19 protein-coding genes and 2 tRNA genes are annotated in these 21006 nt (G+C 57.2%); 9 read left to right on the top strand and 12 right to left on the bottom strand.

The genetic code is table 11. From position 1 onward, the window contains the following. Positions 1–145: 145 nt before the first annotated feature. The gene (locus BLR72_RS05325; RefSeq protein WP_091945836.1) at positions 146–1540 is read right to left on the bottom strand and encodes a TolC family outer membrane protein; all 1395 of its coding nucleotides are present in this window, start codon (positions 1538–1540) and stop codon (positions 146–148) included. A gap of 143 nt (positions 1541–1683) precedes the next feature. Next, on the bottom strand, positions 1684–2358 hold the full coding sequence (locus BLR72_RS05320) for a protein-L-isoaspartate O-methyltransferase family protein (RefSeq protein ID WP_091945832.1): 675 nt from the start codon (positions 2356–2358) through the stop codon (positions 1684–1686). Positions 2359–2781: 423 nt separating this feature from the next. On the opposite strand from BLR72_RS05320, the gene BLR72_RS05315 reads away from it, so the two are divergent. Then, positions 2782–3333 (top strand): GGDEF domain-containing protein, encoded by a 552-nt coding sequence (locus BLR72_RS05315; protein WP_051614898.1) that lies wholly within the window; start codon positions 2782–2784, stop codon positions 3331–3333. Between the two features lie 58 nt (positions 3334–3391). On the opposite strand, the gene BLR72_RS05310 is transcribed toward BLR72_RS05315, so the two are convergent. Both BLR72_RS05310 and BLR72_RS05305 read right to left on the bottom strand, forming a co-directional pair. Beyond that, positions 3392–4843, bottom strand: a complete 1452-nt coding sequence (locus BLR72_RS05310; RefSeq protein WP_027231495.1) for an NCS1 family nucleobase:cation symporter-1 — start codon at positions 4841–4843, stop codon at positions 3392–3394. 551 nt (positions 4844–5394) lie between these two features. Beyond that, on the bottom strand, positions 5395–5682 hold the full coding sequence (locus tag BLR72_RS05305; protein ID WP_091945829.1) for a hypothetical protein: 288 nt from the start codon (positions 5680–5682) through the stop codon (positions 5395–5397). A 540-nt stretch (positions 5683–6222) separates the two neighbouring features. Here BLR72_RS05305 and BLR72_RS05300 point away from each other — a divergent pair. Next, positions 6223–6756: a cytochrome b gene (locus tag BLR72_RS05300; RefSeq protein ID WP_091945826.1), complete on the top strand. Its 534-nt coding sequence runs from the start codon at positions 6223–6225 to the stop codon at positions 6754–6756. A gap of 634 nt (positions 6757–7390) precedes the next feature. Here the strand turns inward: BLR72_RS05300 and BLR72_RS05295 are convergent. Next, positions 7391–7464 (bottom strand) — tRNA-Cys (locus BLR72_RS05295). Between the two features lie 149 nt (positions 7465–7613). After that, positions 7614–7865 carry a hypothetical protein gene (locus BLR72_RS05290; RefSeq protein ID WP_036814496.1) on the bottom strand — a complete coding sequence of 84 codons (252 nt, stop codon included), beginning with the start codon at positions 7863–7865 and terminating at the stop codon, positions 7614–7616. A 234-nt stretch (positions 7866–8099) separates the two neighbouring features. Here BLR72_RS05290 and BLR72_RS05285 point away from each other — a divergent pair. After that, a tRNA-Asn gene (locus BLR72_RS05285) sits at positions 8100–8174 on the top strand. A 124-nt stretch (positions 8175–8298) separates the two neighbouring features. Here BLR72_RS05285 and BLR72_RS05280 read toward each other — a convergent pair. Next, complete coding sequence (locus BLR72_RS05280; protein WP_091945824.1) at positions 8299–9012, bottom strand: DNA helicase; 714 nt, start codon at positions 9010–9012, stop codon at positions 8299–8301. Between the two features lie 266 nt (positions 9013–9278). Between BLR72_RS05280 and BLR72_RS05275 the strand changes: the two genes are divergently transcribed. The 3 genes from BLR72_RS05275 (at position 9279) to BLR72_RS05265 (ending at position 11762) form a co-directional block, all read left to right on the top strand. Then, complete coding sequence (locus BLR72_RS05275) at positions 9279–9587, top strand: DUF6665 family protein (protein WP_091945821.1); 309 nt, start codon at positions 9279–9281, stop codon at positions 9585–9587. 169 nt (positions 9588–9756) lie between these two features. Beyond that, positions 9757–11265, top strand: a complete 1509-nt coding sequence (locus BLR72_RS05270; protein WP_091945818.1) for an NAD(P)H-hydrate dehydratase — start codon at positions 9757–9759, stop codon at positions 11263–11265. A 77-nt stretch (positions 11266–11342) separates the two neighbouring features. Continuing rightward, on the top strand, positions 11343–11762 hold the full coding sequence (locus tag BLR72_RS05265; protein WP_091945815.1) for a hypothetical protein: 420 nt from the start codon (positions 11343–11345) through the stop codon (positions 11760–11762). Between the two features lie 487 nt (positions 11763–12249). Here the strand turns inward: BLR72_RS05265 and BLR72_RS05260 are convergent, their stop codons facing one another. The 4 genes from BLR72_RS05260 to BLR72_RS05245 form a co-directional block, all read right to left on the bottom strand. After that, positions 12250–13251, bottom strand: a complete 1002-nt coding sequence (locus BLR72_RS05260) for a Csu type fimbrial protein (protein ID WP_175492273.1) — start codon at positions 13249–13251, stop codon at positions 12250–12252. Continuing rightward, positions 13229–15676 carry a fimbria/pilus outer membrane usher protein gene (locus BLR72_RS05255; RefSeq protein WP_091945809.1) on the bottom strand — a complete coding sequence of 816 codons (2448 nt, stop codon included), beginning with the start codon at positions 15674–15676 and terminating at the stop codon, positions 13229–13231. The genes BLR72_RS05260 and BLR72_RS05255 overlap by 23 nt, the downstream gene beginning before the upstream one ends. Continuing rightward, a complete protein-coding gene (locus BLR72_RS05250; protein ID WP_175492272.1) occupies positions 15651–16319 on the bottom strand; it encodes a fimbrial biogenesis chaperone in 669 nt (222 codons plus the stop codon). The genes BLR72_RS05255 and BLR72_RS05250 overlap by 26 nt, the downstream gene beginning before the upstream one ends. A gap of 203 nt (positions 16320–16522) precedes the next feature. Beyond that, positions 16523–17068: a Csu type fimbrial protein gene (locus BLR72_RS05245; protein ID WP_091945803.1), complete on the bottom strand. Its 546-nt coding sequence runs from the start codon at positions 17066–17068 to the stop codon at positions 16523–16525. 533 nt (positions 17069–17601) lie between these two features. Here BLR72_RS05245 and BLR72_RS05240 point away from each other — a divergent pair. Then, the gene (locus BLR72_RS05240; protein ID WP_091945800.1) at positions 17602–18849 is read left to right on the top strand and encodes an SAM-dependent methyltransferase; all 1248 of its coding nucleotides are present in this window, start codon (positions 17602–17604) and stop codon (positions 18847–18849) included. Then, entirely contained in the window at positions 18846–19208 is a 363-nt protein-coding gene (locus tag BLR72_RS05235) for an MmcQ/YjbR family DNA-binding protein (RefSeq protein WP_091945797.1), read from the top strand. The genes BLR72_RS05240 and BLR72_RS05235 overlap by 4 nt, the downstream gene beginning before the upstream one ends. On the opposite strand, the gene BLR72_RS05230 is transcribed toward BLR72_RS05235, so the two are convergent. After that, a complete protein-coding gene (locus tag BLR72_RS05230) occupies positions 19205–19696 on the bottom strand; it encodes an Lrp/AsnC family transcriptional regulator (protein ID WP_091945795.1) in 492 nt (163 codons plus the stop codon). The two genes, BLR72_RS05235 and BLR72_RS05230, sit on opposite strands and share 4 nt — an antisense overlap. A 151-nt stretch (positions 19697–19847) precedes the next feature. On the opposite strand from BLR72_RS05230, the gene ald reads away from it, so the two are divergent. Then, positions 19848–20963: an alanine dehydrogenase gene (gene ald, locus BLR72_RS05225; RefSeq protein WP_027231534.1), complete on the top strand. Its 1116-nt coding sequence runs from the start codon at positions 19848–19850 to the stop codon at positions 20961–20963. The last annotated feature ends 43 nt before the right edge of the window (positions 20964–21006 follow it).

The following is a 21006-nucleotide window of genomic DNA, read 5'->3' as shown; positions in this document are numbered from 1 at the left end:
GCTCGGATTGAGTTTGAGAATCCCTGCGCGCGGTGTTTGGCGCTAACCCACAGATTTTCTGGAGGCGATTGTCGGAGACCCGAAATGAATTTGCCGCCGGGCGATCGACCCGACGGCAAATAATCAATCAGAAACGGAGATGAGGTTAGCGGCCGTCTGGTGTTCGCAAGCCGATCCACTTGTCCTTGACCGCATCGTAATGCTCTTCAGGCTTGTACTCTGCAACCTGGAGTCCAATCTGCATCGCGGTCAGGCGACCCACGGCGGAAAGAACCGCATAGCTCGTCACCACGCTGTCGCGCTCCGCTTGCGCGAGATTGATCTGGCCAGTCAGAACATCAGCCTGGGCATTCAAGACGTCGAGCGTTGTCCGCTGTCCGACCTTGCGTTCTTCGATGACACCGTTCAGGGCAAGCTGGGCGGCGGCAACCACCGAACGCTGAGCAACAATCTGCGCCTTGGCGGATTCCATCTGCGAATAGGCTTGGGCAATTGCCTGGCGCACGCTGTCGCGAGCGACGTCAACTTCGATACGACGCTGGCCCAACGTTTCCTTTGATTGGCGCACGAGCGCAGAGGTTCGGCCGCCATTATAGATCGGGATCGTCACCTGAATGCCCGCCGAAGCAGACGTTCCGTCGGTTGTTCCCGAACTGATACCACCGGAAAAAATCTCGTCGCGTTGGATAGTGCCATTCAAGCCAATCTGCGGCAGGAGCTGACCTTCATTGGCCTTCACATTGTAGCCCGCCGAGTCGACGGCGTACTGTGTGGAAAGGATCGCGGGGTGATTGTTGGTGGCAATGGAGAATGCCTGATCCATAGATTTCGGTACGGCTTTCGTTGCCATCGCCGCGGCAGCAAGCCTGCCCGGAGCGTCACCGACGATCTGGATATAGGTCGCCTCTGCGGTCTTCTCGTCGGACTTTGCAGCATCGAGCGTTGCAATCGCGGAAGCCTTTGATGCCTCTGCCTGCGCAACGTCCGTCCGTGTGCCCTCGCCAACGTCGAAACGCGCCTTTGCGGCGCGCAACTGTTCATCGAGGAACTCGAGATTCTTCTGGCGCAAAATGACGATCTGCCGCGTCAGGTAGACGTTCATATAGGCCTGCGCAGCGCTGAAAAGCAGGTTCTGCTCGTTATTGCGCAGGTTTTCGCGTGCGGCCAGCACCTGGGTTTTCGCAGCCTTGATGTTGTTGCTTACGGTAAAACCGTCGAAAAGCACCTGATTGACCGAAACGCCGAATGTACCAACATTCGAAGTTCCGCTTGGGCCGCCATCCAGGCGGCGATTGGTAGACGTCAGATCCGCCGTCGCAGAAACGATCGGGCGGTAGCCGGACTTCGCGACTGCAACGCCCTCATCGGTAACGCGTACGCCGGCCCTGTCTGCATTCAGCGAAGCATTGTTGTTATAGGCCTTGGCCATTGCGCCAAAGATCGTCTCTGCCATCGAAGGCGTTGTGGCCAACACCGTCGCTGACAATAGCGCTGCGGTTAGAACTCGCTTACCCGCTTTGAACACCATAAGCCCCTTCATTCTCTAACTCTCACGTTTAACCGAACCGATTGGTTCGACAACATGTGGTTCAATAACTGCCAATTGCCAAGATGGCCACAGGCACAACTTCCGATGTGCAACAAAATTCAGCTACAGTTGCACATTTGTCTCATCGCCCGCAGTCAGAACTCGAACGCAGCAACCTTCTCAAATCCGGGAAGCGGTTTGACCGCGGCATTGAAGGCACGTCGCCCGGAAACAATCCCCTCATTCTTTCCGTAGAGCATAGCCTTTCCCGCGTTTCCGGTCCCCACGACCACCGCGAGTCGTCCCCCCTCCTTCAATTGGTCGAATAATGTACCAGGAACTTCGTCCACGCTACCCTCAATAATGACTACATCGTAGGGCGCTTCGGCCGGATATCCCTGCTTCAGCGGCGCATTGACCAGGACAACGTTGTCGAAGCCGAGCGCAGGCAAGGTTTCGGCGGCCTTGTCGGCCAATTCCTTGTCGCTTTCGAGAGCTATCACCGAGCTTGCGATTCGCGACAGGACGGCAGCGGAATAGCCCGTGCCGCAGCCAATATCGAGAACGACATCGCCGGGCTGGATATTGCAAAGCTGTACAAGTTTCGCGAAGGGAGACGGCTCCATCAGATAGCGCGGGCCCGATTCGGCACGATCCGAAGCGAGGAGCACATCCTCGTCGATATAGGCCAGCGGCTGACGCGCGGCCGGCACGAATTTTTCCCGTGGAACGTCTAGAAAAGCCTGCAGAACGGCCTTTGTGGTCACATCAGTCGTGCGCAACTGATTGTCGACCATCTTGATCCGCAGGTCTTCGAAATTCGGTGTCATTCTCTACAAGCTTTCCTGGCAAGGCGCTTGCAACCACTACGCTTTGCAAGCGCGTAACATGCTTCTGGCGAATCCCCATCAAACCCGCCGTCCGTCAAGCTGATGGTCCTTCGCAGGATCACCCTCTCACAGAAGTTACTATTTTACTTAAAGGGTGTGGCAAAAAATTCCGTTAGCGTCAATGAATGACTAATGCGCTTCGGACTGCATGACCCAATTTGTTGGAGGATTGCGGCGTTCGTGCACCACTTGCGCATGGGCAACGCCGGGCGGAGATCATAGCCAAATGATGCCATGCGCGCGCCTCGGGTACGGTTGCTTAACCCTTGGCTGAATGCGGGATTGAACGTTGGGCGCCCACCTGTCATTGTCCACATGGAACGCGGAGGATGCGTCCACATGGACGATAGGAAATCGAGGCAAATGATTGAGGTCAAAGGATTCGGCGATGTTCCGTTCACGCAGGACGAGTTGACCGGACTGGCGGACCGCGCCGCGCTTGAAGAACATCTCGACAGCCTGTGCGGCACCTATGCGGACAGCGATTTCGACGATCGTCTGCAGTTCGCGATCCTGTGCATCGACGTCGATGGCTTCGGCAAGTTCAATGAGCGCTATGGCCGCGCCGATGGCGACACCCTGCTGCGGTTGGTAGCCGACCGGCTCCAGTCATGCATGCGCAGGAACGATGTCGTCTATCGCATTGCCGGCGACGAATTCGCCATCATCCTTTTGCAAGTAACCGCCAACGAAGTTGCGAACATCGCCGACCGCATCATCGGCACCGTATCCGAACCGCTCGACCTTGGGCGCGCGGAACCGGTCACGGTCACCGTCAATGTTGGAGCAGCGCTGGCGCCGCGCGACGGCGATACGCCGGAAAGCCTGCTCTGGTGTGGCGACGCAGCGCTCTACATCGCCAAGAAGGCCGGCAAGGGCGTTTACCGCAGATATTCGGAACGACGTTCGAGTTGAACGATCCCGGCAAGTCCCCACCCGCTTCTCGCAGCAACCCTCGACGATAGCCTGCGATTCAGGTGGCGAATGCCGGTTTGGCGCGCGCTCCCATGCGCAGCATGAAATACACACCGCCACCGATCGCCACGCCGAAGAACCATCCATAGGTTCCCCACCAGGCCGGTAGAATACTGGTGAAGGTCGGAAGTATCGAAGAAAACAGGACCCCGGCCGCGAAGGCAATGAACGCATTTGCATGCCACCCACCCTGGAAACGGAATTCCCCGTTTTCCTGGTAAAGCGCGTTCACATCGAGGACGCCTTTGCGTATCAGGTAATAATCGACCATCATAACGCCGAATATCGGGCCCATGGTCGATCCTATGAAGTTGACGAAGTGGGCAGCACCCGTCTCCCACGGCGCGAATGGATAGAGCAACAGGGCAATCAGTGCCGCGATATAACCGCCGCGCTTGAAGCTGATCTGCCGTGGAAAGGCGTTGGAAAAATCGAAGGCCGGGGAAACGAAATTCGCCACCACATTGATGCCGAGCGTCGCAACGGCAAAGGTGAGAGCGGCCAGCAGCGCCAGGAACCAGTTGTCGAACTTCGCTGAAATGCCATCGGGATGGAGAAGCACTTCACCATAGACCGTATATGCGGCTGTCGTGGTGATGCCGGCCACGAGGCAGAAAGCGAGCAAATTGATCGGCAGGCCCCAGAGGTTGCCTTTGCGCAGCGTTTTCACATCCTTCGCGTAGCGTGAAAAATCACAGAAATTGAGATAGAGCGCGGCGAAATAGGTGATCCATGTCGCAGCCACCGCTGCGAGCGCGGCGACTGAACCGGGTTCACCCGGAACGCCTGCATCCTTGGTCTTTTCCAAAAGCACATCGCGCGGAATTTCGCTGCCGAACGAGAACGTCCCCGCCTTGATGACCAGATAGATCGCAAGGAAAAGCATCATGATCCACACCGCGGGACCGGCCCAATCCTGAAACCTGCGGACCGTTTCCATGCCGCGCTGAATGATCATCAGCTGCAGCGACCATATGATTACATAGCAGATGACTTCCAGCGTGGAATGGCCGAGCATATGGCTGTTCTGGTGGAAGTTGAGCATGGCGTCATTGCGGATCAACAGCGCGACGATGGCACCCGATGCCGCTGCGGTCTGTGCACCGTACCAGAAGCATGCAACCACCGCCCGCACCAGCGCCGGCACGTTGGCACCGAACGTGCCGAACGATGCTCGGGCAAGCACAGGGAACGGCACGCCGGTTTTGACGCCGGCATTGCCGACGAGGCTCATGAGGAAGAAAATCACCAGGGAGCCAAGGCCAATGGCGATGATGAAATTGAGGAAGCTGCCGCAAAGAAGAAAAAGACTGGCGGCGAGATAATAGCCCCAAAGACTGTGAACGTCCGACGTCCACACGTTGAATATACTGAAGGCACCCCACTTTCGTTCCGTGGCAGGTGCCAGATCCTCATTGTGCAATGCAGGTGAAGGATTGCTTAGAGACATATCGCCTTCCTCATTCAGACGGGATATCGAATAGTTCAATGCCCTCGGCATTGAACGCTGCAACCCCAATCAACCCCTCCAACAATACGGAACGCTGATTGGTTTCGCAGAGCATAGCCAACAGTTGAGCCATTTCCTATTCTATTGTGCGCAGGCTAAATACTTCTCCACAATCGTATACATTCGAGGCGGCGGCGAACACCCATGCTTGAGGATTCGAATATCACGACGCGTAAAACCTGAATTCCTTGCTCCCATCACGCCAAGGTGGGAAGGCAATGGAGAGCGTCTCGTCAGTGGCTGCGGCGCGAACTCAAAATCGGACAAAGAGCGGGGGCAAGGTCGCGCTCGCCGCAGCCAGACCTCCTGTTAGCGGATCGATCGTAGTACATGCCTGACCGATAGGGCATGTTGGCAAAACAATCTCGGAAGGAAAAATCTAGTTTTAACTTCCGCCCGTTGGACAGCCTTCCCCCTTTAACAGAATTGCGGGACCACTCTTCGACATTTTTCGACTTGCTTAGGCCTGCCAAACGCTTGAGGTGCCAGGATCAGCCTCTAAAGGTGGGATAATCCCACAGGTCTACCAGCCGGCTCCGCGCGCCTTCTACAATCTGATTGTAGTCGTCCTTGAATGGAGCGACGAGCTGTTTCTCAAGGTCCGTGAGGAGACGATCGAGCACGGCGCACTCTGCGGTGCTTTCGAAGCAAATGCTGCTGGGCTTATGAGTAGCCTTCGGATCGCACCAACGAGACAGAAGCTCGAAGAGCACGATAGCCTCGTGAGGGCTGAGGTGGATTTCAGCATCATCATGATGCGGATCTGGGGCGCTGGTCATAGTTCAATGTTACACGAGAAACGTTCTGTTTCAAGATTTTGCGATACTTCTGGATCACCTCAAAGCGGGAGAGCCTCACAGGGTTGCTGCGCTCATGCTCAAAGTCTTACCCAACGCCAAAGCTTGCTTGCAGACAAGGATATGACGTGGACTGGTTTCGAGCGGCCCTTCCCGACCGAACTATCACCGCCCGCATTCCGTCGAGGGCCAACCGAAACGTCCTAATTCAGCATAATCCTTTGCCTTACAAAAGGCGCCACAAAAATCGAGAACATGTGTGTTAAGCGCAAGGGCTGGCGTCGCATCCACACCCGATATGACCGCTGCTCACACCTTCTTCTCAGGCATATTAGTTGGGGTAGCCGTCAAGGGGCAACGCCTAATATGTCCAGGCTACTTACCGCGGATAACTCCTTCGGAAATTTATTCCGTGTCGTTCAGGCTGCCGTCAGAACTGCAACGTAACCAACAGGTGGCGCCTCACGAGACAGCAAACCACAATTGTGCATTCTGACATGATCAGAAGTAGGAGCAAGATCGATGTCAAAAAAATCGGATTCAACTACGTTTTCACTTCCACAGCGTGTCCTGCATTGGCTTGCGGCTGCACTAATCTTTTTTAATTTGCTGCTGCCCGACGGTATGACCGAGTGGGACCGAAGTGTCAAAAAAACCGGAATGGCATCTGCCGACCAAATATCCAGCGCGAATATCCACGCCTATGTCGGGATCCTAATCCTGGGACTCGTCATTCTTCGCCTTGCACTCAGATTCATTCGGGGTGTGCCGGCCTCGCCAACTAGAGAGCCTGAAATTTTTAAGGTAGCATCCAAATTCGCTCACGCGGCGCTTTATTTCGTTCTGTTTGCCATGCCGGTGACAGGTATGGCTGCATATTATTTGGGATATAACGAGGCAGGCGACGTCCACGCCGATATTCTCAAAGTAATCCTATGGGCGTTAATTGGGATGCACGTCCTGGGCGTACTTGTTCACCAGTTCTATTGGAAAACGAACGTTCTTAGGCGCATGGTATTCGGCGAGCCCGAAATCTCTGATCGATCACGCCCTTAGGTCTCTTTGGGCACCCCCGTCCTTGCTGACTTACGCAATCCAATAAGATAGCGAGCAAGATCGGAGTTTGCTGCAAACGAGCTGCTTGCGTAAGGCAAAGCGAAACGAAGCGAATACTCTGGACCAAAACGTGTGGCGTTTTCTTGTGCCCTCGAATGTGTCTGCGGGATTTTCCAGGTCTGGACGCCGATGGCAATCGTGGGTTCGGAGCATGGTGTCAAAGTCTGCGACGAGCGCGACGAGGCTTTGAAGTCGCTGGAGCCTTTGGTGAGGGCGGCGAATGCTTATGAGGTCAATCAAGGGATTGGGCAATCGCTTATCGGATTGGTTCACGCAAGCCGGGCTTCCCCACCTGACCACACACAGCGCCCGGAAGGGCGTCGCTACCAATATGGCTGAGACGAAGCGACAGACCTGATGCTTCAGGGAATGATCGGCTGGAAGGATGCCAAAACATCGAAGATTTATACCCGAAATGCGCAGCGCGCAGTGCTAGCCGGACAGGCGGTCTCAACGATCGATTGGGGTGAAAGCGGGAACATTGCCACACCCTGAAGGTGGGGTGCTGTCCCAGAGTGCCACACCCGACAAAAAATCGAGCAATGTCAAACAATTGGAGCGGAGCCGGAAGAGTTGGAGGCCTCGCCCGGAATCGAACCGGGATACAAGGATTTGCAGTCCTCTGCGTAACCACTCCGCCACGAGGCCTCACGTCAACAAATGCTTGGGAACATCTGCCGAATTCAAGGTTGGTTCAATATGGAAGGCTTCATGGCTAGTCAAGCCATCCGAAGCGAAATCCTCGATTGATCCTGAACGGATGCTTACCCGGAACGCCCGACTGTATGCCGAAGGCATCACGTGCCAGAGCCGTCTTTCTTGTTCGCGGCATTCCCCTTCCAGCGGCGTCCGAGCTTTACCTCCAGCTGACGTCGCTTACGCCGCACCAGGGCAGAATCATGCGACAGGACAACGAGACCAAGCGGAATCATCCAGAACCCGAGAACCGGGAGAAAACCCAATGTCCCGCCAGCGACAAGCGCACCACCGAGCGTGCGACGCATTGCCACCGATTGCGGCATGGGTACGTGGCGGCCGAGAATGCGCATATGCCGGCGCTTGACCCGGGCCTTGTGCGTCTCTTCGCCGTGTTCCTTGTTGTCTCCCGGGCGCTCAGCCAAAACTTTTCTCATCATCTGGACGTATTTCGACCGGATGTAAGAAGCCGGGCCGGCCATGTCATCCTTCTGTTATGCACATTTGCGGAAAAAAAATCGAAATGGTCCTTTGCAAAAGCGAAACCCTTTTGCTATAGGCCACATCGCTGATGACTGAGTAGCTGTTCCCCGGTAGCTCAGCGGTAGAGCAACCGGCTGTTAACCGGTTGGTCGCTGGTTCGAATCCGGCCCGGGGAGCCACTTCCAAGCACAATCCCAGACTTTTATTGCAGTTTTTTGAAGGCCGACAAGCTTCGCGGACTTGCGTGTCGGCCATATGCATCGCCGGATCCGGTTGATTTTACCGGGCCTGCGGCATCGGCGTTCACTCATTTATGGTCTGGAACCGCACCGCGCCATTGCTCAGAAACACTGCCTTGTCGAATAAGGCGAGATCGAGCGGATTGGGCAATCGAATATCTCGCAGATCGGGACAGGGTTTCAACGATGGATCGTATGACCGGTCGATCTGCGAAATGAAGACGATGATCAGCCCTCGTTGCCGTGCAAACCCTCGCAGCGCTTGCACCTGTGTCGTAAGATCCGGTCTGTCGCGCTTTTGATCTAGAATCTGCAGATAATCGATGACGGCCAATGTCCCGGTGGGAGCCTGTGCCAGTCGCTCGATGATGTAATCGGCGCAAATGGCATTGGAGTGGTCCAGATCAAAACTTTGATCAAATAGCGTGGGATTGGCTCCGATGGCGCGCAAGCGATCGACGACGTCCTTTGCCGTGTATTCGAGCGTAAAGAACGCGCTTCGCCGGCCTGCCTTCATCGCTTGAACGGCCAGCCTGAGACCCATAAGCGTCTTGCCTTGGCCGGGGCGCGCACCGATCAGTACGAGGTCGCCCTGATCCAATCGGGAAAACAACTCGCTGGCCGGCAAGCCTGCAGGCGCTGTGGCTGCGAGCAGGCTCCAGCGCGTAAACCCTTCCCTCGCCGCGATCTGATCGAGCGCCTTATGCAGGGGAATGCCGAGTTCGCGGAGGTTTTTGGCCTGGCGCTTCAAATGGAAAACGGGTGCCGACAATTTCATCTAAATAACCTCCTATTGCGAGCATATGCTGCAGTCCCTCCTTATGCGTCGTGCTCGAACAGTCGGTTTCAAAAATCTTCACCCTGCATGAATGATGCTTTCCCGAACGGAGGGGGGAGGCATGGGCTTTGCCGGAGCCGATTCGTAGCCGATTCTGCGTGGCAGCGGCAAGCCGTGCGGGGTGAACAATGCACCCTTGCGATGTGGCGGCTCGTATGCTCGAATTATGATCGTCGCCTTTCGATGATCCTTATACCGAGCTGCCCATGTCGTTTCGACCGCCACAAAACATTGCATCCGGTCTCGATCGCGGAGCGCCGCCGAGCGCGATCGACATGGAAATCATCGCTGAAATGGCAGCGGCGCTGGGCCGCGCAGGACAAAAGGTCGAACAGGCGCTGGAGCAACTGAACGCAGCCTCGGATACTGAACGCGCGGCGCGCCTGAAGGCAGCGGCGAGAGCAGTGCACGCCTATTTCATCCAGCGCGAACTTTGCGGGCTGCGCAGACATGACGACGCGATCAACCACTATGGTATCCCGCGCGCCGTGCTGGTGCGGCTGGGCGCCGACTGAGCTTCACAGACCAGCAAATACGCGTGGCGCTGCCGCCTGTTGAACTTTGCCGGCCTTGCCGCGTTTTGGAGGCTGCGGAGCGTACTTCCAACACCGGCTTCGCTTGAACCGGCTTCATTTCGCCGGGATTTGTTCTAGTCTCGAGCGAAATGTTCAAGGGAAAGCGCGAATGGCATATGAGATCTTGACGCCGGCCGAAATGAGCGAGGCCGACCGGCTCGCCATCGCTGCCGGACCGGGAGACGGGTATACGCTGATGCTCCGTGCCGGCGAAGGCATCGCAAGCCATCTCCTTGCTCATCACGGCGATGCAGCTGCGTTTCACGTTCTCTGTGGGCCTGGCAATAATGGCGGCGACGGTTATGTGATCGCCCGCGCGCTCAACGACAGCGGCGCCAGCGCCTTCGTCTGGTCGGACGGCGCGCCCAAGGCCGGCACCGATGCCGCCCGCGCACTTGCGGACTGCCCGCTACGTCCGCGTTCAATCGAAGGCTTCGCGCCCCAGCGCGGATCTGTCGTCGTCGATGCCTTGTTTGGCGCCGGGCTGGACCGGCCGGTCACCGGCAAGGCTGCCGAGGCAATCGAGCGCACCAACCACGAGCCGGTGCGCCGGATTGCCGTCGATGTGCCTTCGGGGCTCGACGGCGCCACCGGCCTGCCGCTCGGCACTGTTTTCCAGGCCGATAGCACGATCACGTTCTTCAGAAAGAAGCCGGCGCATTTGCTCTATCCGGGCCGCGCGCTATGCGGCGATCTTATAGTCCACGATATCGGCATCAGGGATGAGGTGCTCGCCGCGATCGCGCCGCGCTGCTTCGAGAATGCGCCCGGCTTGTGGCAGGACCAACTCCCCTCTCCTGATGTCGACACCCACAAGTACCGTCGCGGCCACGCCGCCGTATTCTCGGGCGGCGCCACATCAACGGGGGCGGCGCGCCTGTCAGCGATGGCTGCCGCCCGCAGCGGCGCGGGGGCGGTCACGGTCCTTTCTCCAGGTGAGGCACTTGCGGCCAACGCAGCGCATCTGACATCTATCATGCTCAGCCGGTGCGACCATGGACAGGACCTCGCCGACTTTATCGAAGCGCGCCGGCCAACCGCCTTCGTTATCGGGCCCGGCTTCGGTATTGGCGAAAAGACGCGCGCCCTTGCGCTTGACCTCCTTGACAAGGCGTCCGGACATTTCGTGTTCGATGCCGATACGATCACATCGTTCAAGGACAAGCCGGATATGCTGTTTGCCGCGACCCGGCGCCTGCCGGAAGTGCGCCTGGTACTTACGCCGCATGAAGGCGAATTCAAGCGCCTCTTCCCTGATCTCGATGCGGAGGCCATGCCCTCAAAGCTGGAGCGGGCACGCGCTGCAGCTGCGCGCGCCAACGCCATCATTGTCTACAAGGGCGCCGATACCGTCATTGCAGCGCCAGACGGGCGCGCCGTCATCAACAGCAACGGCACGCCCCTTTTGGCGACCGCAGGGTCGGGCGATGTGCTTGCGGGGCTCAACGCAGGACTGATGGCGCAGGGCATGGCGCCGTTTGCGGCGGCCTGCGCGGCGGTTCATATCCACGCCGCGGCGGCACATGCACTTGGCTTTGGGCTGATTGCCGAAGATCTGCCGCGGGCAGCCGGAAGCGTTCTAGCCTGCCTGATGGAAACCGCAGAAGAGAGCAAATAACCGAGCCAGAGGCGCCGATCCCGGTACACCTGACAGGAATGCCACGCCACTCAAGGCGTCAATTATGGAGTTACAGTATGAAACCTTCGCTGCTGCTGACAGCCCCTCTCCTCCTCGCCGCTTTGACCGGTTGCGCGGGGATCGACTACGCAAAATCCAACTATGGCGGCCTGCCGCAGCAACAATTTACGGCGAGCAACGGCCAGTCGTTCCAGATCATCGACAATCCGCAGCGCAACCGCTTGATGATTGGACCGGGTGGCGGCGGTGGAGCGACGCAAGGCTTCGTCAAGGGCCTTGCGGGCGGCGTAGCCGGCGGTCTGGTGGCGACGCCACCGGTAGTCTACCGCGACGCCGCCGAGCAGTTCCTGCGCAGCACCGGGCGAAACTGTACGGCTCAGGACGTGACCGCAATCATGGATCCGCGCTATGAGGTTCGCTACACCTGCATGGGCGGGCGAACCAACCAGGATCGATTGTTGGGACCGGCCCAATAGTTCGATAGCCGCATTAACCCGGTCTTTACCTTGATCGTTCACATTGTTCCCAAGCGCGATAAGGTGTTGCGTACGCGCTTCCCGTTTTAATCGATGTACGTCATCATTCTGTCGCGATAACAGGGTAGTGAACGTTCTCAAGCGAACAGCTTATCTTCGTCTTTGACCACGGATGTACTGGCACTGATGTAGAGGTAAGTTTAGGAAGGTCGGGTCGCTCCCGGCCTTTTGCTTTTCTAGGACCTGCATCGAATATTTGGGCTACACGCGTGTCGTGTATCAGACGCAAATGTCGTTCGTTACGGAGTCCCAGCGCCAAGCCGCTAACGTTTTCTCGTCGCGCTCACGAGGCATTCCGGAACCCGCCACCACGGCACATGAGGGCGGCTTGCCCCGTCACCAAGCTCATCGCTTGCTACCTGCTTCGCTTTGATCTCACCGCCGCGCCGAAACCCGCGTCCAGTTCATCACCCGCTGCTTCCAGCCGCTAGAATTCGATCTGCACCAGAACCGTGTCGAAATATTTTCCGGCCGGCTTTCTGTCGAGCGGTTCGGTAATTCGGCCGTATACGGGAACTTTCATTAGAAGGCCCGTGCCGGTTCCTTTTACAGGATCACTCCCACTCCACCGTGCGCCGGCGGAACCATCCTTATATAGGTCGTAGGCGACGGAGGTCCCATTCGAGCCTTCCATATACATTCTACGGACTTCCGAACTTTTCGACTTACCATTGTCGATCGCGATCGTGTAGTTGGCGTCTCGCGAACACTGGACGGTCAGCGCGGTCGAGGCCCGCATATTTTTCCAATCCGTGACAGGCGTTACGACACCGAAATCGAGATCCCCCATGACGTTCACCTTGCAGCTCCGCTTGATTTCGACGCTAAGCGGACGCGTCGTCGTCATACGGATCATTTGTGGAGGTACCGATGCCGAGCACGAGGGATTGGATCCCTTGCTTAACACGCCATACCAGACATCGACATGAAGGTCTGTTTTATAGGTACCTTCCTTGACCCACGGGCCAGGCGGAATCTTCACGGTCCAATAATTGAACATGTATTCGATACTACCCTTGGTGCCCGGCACGTCATAACGGTAGCTGTCGTAGCCGCCCTTGGCGGCAGACTGGCCGTGGGTCAAGACTTCGAACGCAATTTTGTCACCGTTTTCGGATCGCAGGGTCTGGTCATCGGTATCAGCCAGTGTGATGCATGCATAAAATATCGAACCAACATTTGCGCCTGTCACATTGCAGGAGATACTTACCGGCGGAAAGGTGACGTTGGCCAGATCGCCGCTCATCGCCTCGAGTTGTATGGTATCCAGCCGACTTGTGCAGGTCACGGATCCGTCGGCTGCGGCCGGAACCGCCCACATTCCCAAGATGATGGAGAGGCAAACCAATAGCGTTTTCATAAAACAGGTCTCCTTGGACTGCTTCTTCCTTCCAAACCACAGCGCATCATTGGCATCGAACGCCTCCAATCCGCACCTGCTGCCCTGGGCTTGGCCGGTAGCCGAATTCTGCTGTGCAAATTGCCCCATCCGCCAGATGAATGGACGCAGCGTTATTGGCCTTGAGCCCCTTGATGAAAGCCTGTCCGTCATAACCGACGACAAAGGCATCGTCTGCTCCGTTGAGGCTGCCGGCCAACCCGGCTTCCAGCGGCTCGCCCGCCGCGTTCACGAAGGAAATGACAGCCGCTTCGGGGTCTTCCTTAACGCCGAAATCGACGACGACCCCGCTTTGCTGCGCCGGCACGACAATAGTGCGCGTCGAATCGATCGCAGCATCGACCGGAAGATTGGTCGTATCGATATCGATACGGTTTTCTTCGTAGGAATTCAGGTTTGGAACTATGATGCGGCCGGACTTGTTTGTGCGTCCGATCACCCGATTGTCCGAGCGAACCTCGACGTCCGGAGCACCAACCTTGACCACGGCAAAGGCATCGTCGAGGCGATTGGTAGCGAAAACTCCGCCGCCCGCGACAGCGATCGCACCATCAACCCAAAGATTGCCCTGTGCGGTATCGTCGTACTGGTTCACCTGACCTTCGATTCGCGCATATTTCGATCGATAACTTGCCGATGCCGACCGATTTGCCGCCTCGCCCTCGCGGTCCCTGAGGCTCCAGCCGTAGCTGCCCTCTTGCTGCATCTCCTGTTTCGTCAGGGCCGTAGTTACCGCCAGCCCGTCAGGAGATTGCTCGAGGCCCGTGTTGAGACCGATGCCATTGTCGAACGGGATCGACAGGCCGGCGAAAATACCGAAACTGTCGCTGTCGTTCAGGTCGGTGAAGGCCGAAGCATAGAAAGAAGTGCTTTTGAACATCGCTTGGCTGTAGGAAATCCCGGCAATACTGCTTTTCTCGCCCGTATCAGTCTCGATATGAGTGAAGGACAAGTTGAGGCTTGCCCGTTCGATCGGCGTTGGCACGCTTAAGGAAGCCTGGATGGTCCGGCGCGGTACGCGCGGGCTGTAGATTTGCGTGTAACCGGTAAATATGTAGCCATTGCTGCTAAGATCGACACCGTCATCGGCCGAGACCGAAGCGATGTCATCATAGTCTCCAAAGGTCTGCTGGACGCTGCCATAAAGCCCGTATGAACCGATATCGAATTGGAGCCCACCATTGAGGAGCATGCCCGTGCCATCCTCGTACTGGCTACCGGCAGCCGCCAGGGAAAGCGCTCCAAAGCTCCCTACCGAAAACACAGCGCCTGCGCCGCCATTGATCAGGCCCGCTCCGCCCTCGACATGGGATTGGAGCGTAAGCCTGTCCGTGGCCCCGTACCGCACCGTCGTGCTTCCAACTGGATCCCCGAAATAGTCGTTCGATTCGGTACCGAAGTTACGCCGGGGAAAACCCCCTTCGACCGAGAAGTCGACGAGACCTTGTTTCAGCATGTCGACGGTGCTGTAGAATGGCAGAGATGTCCGGGTTTCACGTCCAAGAGTGTCACGCACCACGACCTGTGCGTCTCCATTTCCCGTATATGCCGGAAGGTTGGTCAGACTGAAGGGGCCGGCGGGTACATCCATCGAAAACGTCTTGGCGTTGCGCGTGTAGACTTCGAGTGTCGATGGAACGGCCGCAGAGCCGGTGAACCCCGGCATGGGCAAAGTCACCAGATCCGAACGCAGGCGGAAGTTTCGCGACACCTGCATGCCGCCGAGATAGACGGGACGCGTCCACGAAAGACCGCCCGACACGAAGTCGCCAACCTTGTAGGTGACGAGGCGGTTCTGGTCCGAATACGTCCAGAGCGTATTCAGGCGCTCGACGCCGCCAAGCTCGCCATCGGACAGGCTGGCGGTAAAAGACTGGCTGAGCGTGCCGAAACGACTGAAGATGCGCCCGTCAAAGCCGCCGGAAACGCCGCGAAACGCGTCGAACGAACCGTCGAGCATGTTGTCGGTGCTCGAAAACAACGAATAGTTGAGCACAGCTCCCGTGCTCGCCGTCGCAGGCTGTCGCTTTTCCATCGGGTTGACGTCGATGATTTTTGGCATACGAGCAGCGTCCGTCGCCTCGATGTAAACCATCTGCGTCTCGCTGACCACGTGATACGAAATGCCGACGAGGTCGTTTAGATTGACTAAATCGTCCGGCCTTGTGCTGTTCGGCGGACGCAAGCCAAGTTCCTTGAGTTCTTTGGCCCTCGCGCTGAGATGGCCGTCCCGCGCCTGCTCGAAAGCGCCGAGCAAACCGGTGGAAACGTCGTTGATAAAGACTTCGAGTTGCAGTTCCTGGGTCGCTTGCGATTGCAGGATTCCCGGTTGCAGACCAGTTGCGGCAGGGATGACCGGCGTCGCCCCTTGCGTCGACTGCTGAGCAGAGGCAATGGCATCAAATACAAGTGTTCCGGCTATCGCAAAGCTAGTTACGTATAGGAACCGTCGCATCGATTGCGCCCCTATCGCTTTGAGCCCGGATCTGCACGTTGCCCTGCAGCGGACCCTTCACCAGCCCCAACGCGAAGTCGGCGGTAGACCCGCCCTGCACGTAGCCGACAAGGCCCGACTTGCTGGCAACCACGCGGCCGCCCGAGAGAATCTTAAGATCGGAGATGCGTGCGGTGATATCGCCGGCATTGGAGCCAGTCACGACCAGGCCCCTAAGGGTCTGTTTCACGCTCCAGCTCAGCTTGGCGTCAAGCGCATCCTTGTTGTGAAAAAAGACGGGAACCGAGAAACGCAGCGAAAAACCAACCGTACCGGCCTTGGCTTTCCTCGGGTCGGGAATCTCGTCGATCAGGATACGGTAGCGCTCTTCGCCGATGACGGGCGCTTTGCTGACCCGAACAACGCGAAGGACGTATTGCCCCCCTGCGGGCACTTTAGCGGCCGGAGGACTGGCAACCACGTCCGGTGTCGGGTCAAGCTTCTCGACACCGTTGACGGTCGACCAGCGGAACACCCGGACCTGAATATTGACCGGCTCATCGTCGCCGTTGGTCAGCGTAAGCTTGCTTGCGACCTGCGGGGAAGAAATATCGAGCTTTATGGGCATGACCGTCAGCGACGACGCCGCGGCCCAGGTTGACATCGACAACCACAGACAAACTACGCTGATCAAAGAAAAGAATGGCAGCTTATACCGCAACATCGATAAAAATAACCTACAAATTCAATGTATTAAATGCGTTGTATTAAACGCGCTTCAGTAATCTGAAATACTGCAGCGACTGAGATATAGACCGAACAGAACGATGCGGGCAGGAAGAGAATTCCCCCTGCCCGCTTACGAGATTAGTAGGTCAGAACGATCTGTACCGTATCGGTATAGACGCCTACCGGTTTGCTGGTTATGTCGCTCTTCTTGACCACACCATAGATCGTCACTTCCTGCGGCGTATCATTGGTCAGGTTGTTGATAGTGAGCGGACCACCAGACCCGGTGCCGGCAAGACCCCAGGCATCACCGTAGTAGCCATTCTTGTAGAGCGAATAAGGAACCTTGTTGGTGCCGCTCTGCACATTGCGCTGGTTTCCGTCCGCGTGGAGACCGTAGCCAAGCCCGAGCGTCGGAGCAACGGCAGCAGGGCCCGTTGCCGGCTTGTAGCCACTGCAGGATACGCTGACGCGAGCCGAACGCTGGATGTCGTTTGTCGGCGTTCCGGCAACCTGGCCGAAGTCGAGCGTAGCGCCCTCAAGCAGATTTGCGGTACAACCGGATTGAATTTCAAGCCGAACATTGAGTTCCGAAGTCTGGCTGGTAGCAAGCGCCGAGCCGGCCGACGAAGTGGCTGCGACCACGAAGAGGGCAGCAGCGAGGCGTAGTGTTTTAGTGCTCATGGGTTGTGTCCTCAAATCAGATTCGTATGAAAAATTTTGACCCCTATTAATTGGGGTAGTTAAATTACCGTTTACGTGAGTACGGCAATAGTTTTGTCACAATTTTATTTGGAGCGACGTAAATTAAGAAATTAACGACAAACTGGATGAATATATTAGTTCAGATGATCAGTTAACAGCTTTATTGCAAAATATTATGATACTTTAGTCTAATATCAACAACAACAAATCGCGTTTTGTTTCATTTTTACTATTGAGATGATCTATTCGAACGCAAGCGAACGTTCATATGTCGGCTAAAAGACGCTCGAATGACGTCAATAGCCGTCGAATACTTGTGGCCCATCGCCTTTATGCTCAAAGGCGCCAATCCCTTGATCGCGCGAGTTGATATTGGCGCTTTAGAAACACGAGTAGCTTGCGAACTACATTCACACGCGCGATCACTCGCTTGCGTTTTAGAACCACTGGATGCAACTTAAACGTTTGATAACATGGGCCAACAATAGTCCGCCAATTGGAAGATCGACGGCATGAAGCAAACATCTATCGCCAACCCCGATGCCAAGTGGCTCACGCCTGAAAATGTCGGCGCCATGCTGAAGGGGCTCCCTCTCAAGGCTCAGGCTGCACTTCGCGCTGCGGTTCATCTGCCCCGCGGAACGCTGGCGATCACAACCCCCAATGGCCAATTGTTCAAGGTTGGCGGCCGGCAGGCGGGGCCAGATGCGTCGGTCATTCTCCACAATTGGAACTTGCCGGGTCGTGCCTTCTCGGGCGGTACGATCGGCCTTGCGGAGTCCTATATGGACGGCGATTGGGAGAGCCCCGATGTCGCGACCTTCCTCGAACTCTTCGTCGTCAATGAAGAGGTCGGCGAAAACCTTGCCGGCGGCTCGAATTTCATGCTCAACACGGTGCAGCGGCTACGGCACTGGCTCAATGACAATACCCGCAGCCGTTCGCGCAAGAATATCTCGGCGCATTACGACCTCGGCAACGCCTTCTATCGCGAATGGCTCGATCCGACGATGACCTATTCGTCGGCCCTGTTTGCGGAAAACGCCACCGACCTCGAAAGCGCCCAGAATGCCAAGTATCGCGCCCTCGCCCGCAATATCGGCATTACCCCCGGCAGCAGGGTGCTTGAAATCGGCTGCGGCTGGGGCGGATTCGCCGAATTTGCCGCGCGTGAGATCGGCGCGCATGTGACCGGGCTCACGATCAGCCGTGAACAATACGACTATGCGCGCCAGCGCATCGAACGCGCAAAGCTTTCCGGCAAGGTCGACATCAAGTTCCAGGATTACCGCGACGAGACCGGCAAATACGACCATGTCGCGTCGATCGAGATGTTCGAGGCGGTGGGCGAAAAATATTGGCCGGTATTCTTCGGTAAGGTGAAGGACTGTTTGAAGCCGGGCGGCAGCGCCGGCCTGCAGATCATCACCATTAATGACAAATCGTTCGATCGCTACCGAAAGCGGCCGGATTTCATCCAGCGCTATGTTTTTCCGGGCGGCATGTTGCCGACGCCTGAAAGGCTGAAGCGGCTCGGCAAGGATTTTGGCCTCGACCTTTACCGCGAGCACGTGTTTGCGCAGGACTATGCGCGAACGCTCGCCGAATGGCGCCAGCGCTTCTGGGACTCGTGGGACCGCCTGCGTCACCTTGGTTTCGACGGCCGTTTCAAGAAGCTCTGGGAATTCTACCTGTTCTATTGCGAGGCCGGCTTTCGCTCCGAATATATCGACGTGCGCCAGGTCTTCTACAAGTCATGACGCAGAGCGCCTCGGATAAGGCGTTCGAACGCATCTGGAACGTGGCGAGTGGGCTTGAATTGCCCGAACTCGTGCAGAGCACAACGCATGGAACACCTTCCCTGAAAGTGAAGGCATCGTTCATCGGTCGGCTCAAAGATGCCGACACCTTCGCCATCCACTGTCCGCTCGAGGAAAAGCCGCTCCTTATGGAGAGTGCCCCCGAAATCTACTTCGAAACCGACCACTATAAGGGCTGGCCCTATATCCTAATGCGTCTCGGCCGTATTTCGGATGCGGAACTTGGCCATCGCATCAAACTGGCCTGGCATGTCAAGGCGCCTGCCAAGCTCCGTAAAGCTGTAGAAGCAAAGCCTTAGCGCTCGCCTGTCGTTTCGATCAGCGCGGTCTCGACCCCCAGCCCGGTCCGGTCCGCGACTTCGCGCAGCGCAAAGGACGAATTTATCTTCGTCACATGCGGCATCGCCGAAAGCCAGAATTTGTGGATACGCTCGTAGTCCTCGAGATCTTTCGCGGCGATCCGCAGCAGATAGTCGTATTCGCCCGACATCAGATAGCAGACAAGAACATTGGGGCAGCGTTTCACCGCCGTCTCGAACTCCCGCAATTGCTTGTCGGCCTGCCCGGACAGCGAAATATTGACGATGACGATGACCGGATGCCCGAGCATCTTGTTGGAGAGCCGTGCGTGATAGCCGCGGATGACGCCGGATTTCTCCAGAAGGTCGAGCCGGCGCGAGCAGGCCGATTGCGACAGGCCGACCTTCTCCGCCAGCGTCGCATTCGACATGCGTCCATCCTTCTGCAAGCTGTCGAGAATCGCGATATCGATCCTGTCCAATGTCATTCTTCGTGCTTTCCGCTTTCAATTGCCGATCTTGCGCAAGAATATTCGAAATTTTGCCTTCCGTCGAGCCGTCTTGGCAAGGACATGCGACAGGATTCGTGATGAAATATTTGCCTCAAAAGGGAACTCAAAAACACTAACAGGAGGCGTTATGCGCGTTGGCTGCCCGAAGGAAATCAAAAACCATGAATATCGCGTCGGTCTCACTCCGGGGGCCGTACGCGAATACATCGCTCATGGCCACACGGTCATCGTCCAGTCCGGAGCTGGCATTGGAATAGGCGCCGACGACGGGGCCTACCAGGCGGCAGGCGCGAAGATCGCCAAGACTGCCGAAGAAGTCTTTCAGCAATCCGACATGATCGTGAAAGTGAAAGAGCCGCAGCCCTCCGAGTGGGCACAGCTGCGCGAGGGTCAGCTTCTCTACACATATTTGCATCTCGCTCCCGATCCGGAACAGACCAAGGGTCTCCTCGCATCCGGTGTGACGGCGATAGCCTATGAGACCGTTACGGATGATCGCGGCGGCCTGCCGCTGCTCGCGCCAATGTCGGAGGTCGCCGGCCGTCTTGCGATACAGGCGGGTGCGACAGCCCTGCAGAAGGCCAATGGCGGCCGCGGCGTTCTTCTAGGCGGCGTGCCGGGGGTCCTTCCGGGCAAAGTCACGATCATTGGCGGCGGCGTCGTCGGCATCAACGCGGCCATGATGGCGACCGGTCTTGGCGCTGATGTCACGATTCTCGACCGCTCCATTCCGCGTTTGCGCCAGCTCGACGACCTTTTCCGCGGCCGTATCCACACGCGCTATTCGACTATCGAAGCCCTCGACGAAGAGGTCTTCTCGGCGGATATCGTCGTCGGCGCCGTGCTCATTCCGGGCGCCGCAGCGCCGAAGCTCGTCACCCGCGAAATGCTGTCAGGCATGAAGAAGGGTGCTGTCATTGTCGATGTCGCCATCGACCAGGGCGGCTGCTTCGAGACATCGCATGCGACCACCCATTCCGAGCCGACCTATGAAGTCGACGGGATCATCCACTATTGCGTCGCCAACATGCCGGGCGCTGTGCCGGTCACTTCAGCCCATGCGCTGAACAATGCGACGCTGCAATATGGCCTGCAGCTGGCCGACCGTGGCGTCAAGGCGCTGGTCGACAACCCGCATCTGCGCAATGGCCTCAACGTCCACAAGGGGCGGATCACCAACCAGGCCGTTGCCGAAGCGCTTGGCCTGGAGATGGTCGAAGCCAAGGCCGCCATCGCCGCCTGACGCATCGCTGCATCACTATCAACAGCCCGGACCTGTGCCGGGC

The sequence above is a fragment of the Phyllobacterium sp. YR620 genome (assembly GCF_900104165.1).
GTDB classification, from domain to species: Bacteria; Pseudomonadota; Alphaproteobacteria; order Rhizobiales; family Rhizobiaceae; genus Phyllobacterium; species Phyllobacterium pellucidum.
Note: the sequence above shows the minus strand (reverse complement) of the source record. Positions and strands in the feature narration are given on the sequence as shown.

Coding starts and splice junctions, on each gene's coding strand:
- BLR72_RS05325 (WP_091945836.1), bottom strand. CDS start 1,540: ATGAAGGGGCTTATGGTGTTCAAAGCGGGTAAGCGAGTTCTAACCGCA.
- BLR72_RS05320 (WP_091945832.1), bottom strand. CDS start 2,358: ATGACACCGAATTTCGAAGACCTGCGGATCAAGATGGTCGACAATCAG.
- BLR72_RS05315 (WP_051614898.1), top strand. CDS start 2,782: ATGATTGAGGTCAAAGGATTCGGCGATGTTCCGTTCACGCAGGACGAG.
- BLR72_RS05310 (WP_027231495.1), bottom strand. CDS start 4,843: ATGTCTCTAAGCAATCCTTCACCTGCATTGCACAATGAGGATCTGGCA.
- BLR72_RS05305 (WP_091945829.1), bottom strand. CDS start 5,682: ATGACCAGCGCCCCAGATCCGCATCATGATGATGCTGAAATCCACCTC.
- BLR72_RS05300 (WP_091945826.1), top strand. CDS start 6,223: ATGTCAAAAAAATCGGATTCAACTACGTTTTCACTTCCACAGCGTGTC.
- BLR72_RS05290 (WP_036814496.1), bottom strand. CDS start 7,865: ATGCGCATTCTCGGCCGCCACGTACCCATGCCGCAATCGGTGGCAATG.
- BLR72_RS05280 (WP_091945824.1), bottom strand. CDS start 9,012: ATGAAATTGTCGGCACCCGTTTTCCATTTGAAGCGCCAGGCCAAAAAC.
- BLR72_RS05275 (WP_091945821.1), top strand. CDS start 9,279: ATGTCGTTTCGACCGCCACAAAACATTGCATCCGGTCTCGATCGCGGA.
- BLR72_RS05270 (WP_091945818.1), top strand. CDS start 9,757: ATGGCATATGAGATCTTGACGCCGGCCGAAATGAGCGAGGCCGACCGG.
- BLR72_RS05265 (WP_091945815.1), top strand. CDS start 11,343: ATGAAACCTTCGCTGCTGCTGACAGCCCCTCTCCTCCTCGCCGCTTTG.
- BLR72_RS05255 (WP_091945809.1), bottom strand. CDS start 15,676: ATGCGACGGTTCCTATACGTAACTAGCTTTGCGATAGCCGGAACACTT.
- BLR72_RS05250 (WP_175492272.1), bottom strand. CDS start 16,319: ATGTCAACCTGGGCCGCGGCGTCGTCGCTGACGGTCATGCCCATAAAG.
- BLR72_RS05245 (WP_091945803.1), bottom strand. CDS start 17,068: ATGAGCACTAAAACACTACGCCTCGCTGCTGCCCTCTTCGTGGTCGCA.
- BLR72_RS05240 (WP_091945800.1), top strand. CDS start 17,602: ATGAAGCAAACATCTATCGCCAACCCCGATGCCAAGTGGCTCACGCCT.
- BLR72_RS05235 (WP_091945797.1), top strand. CDS start 18,846: ATGACGCAGAGCGCCTCGGATAAGGCGTTCGAACGCATCTGGAACGTG.
- BLR72_RS05230 (WP_091945795.1), bottom strand. CDS start 19,696: ATGACATTGGACAGGATCGATATCGCGATTCTCGACAGCTTGCAGAAG.
- ald (WP_027231534.1), top strand. CDS start 19,848: ATGCGCGTTGGCTGCCCGAAGGAAATCAAAAACCATGAATATCGCGTC.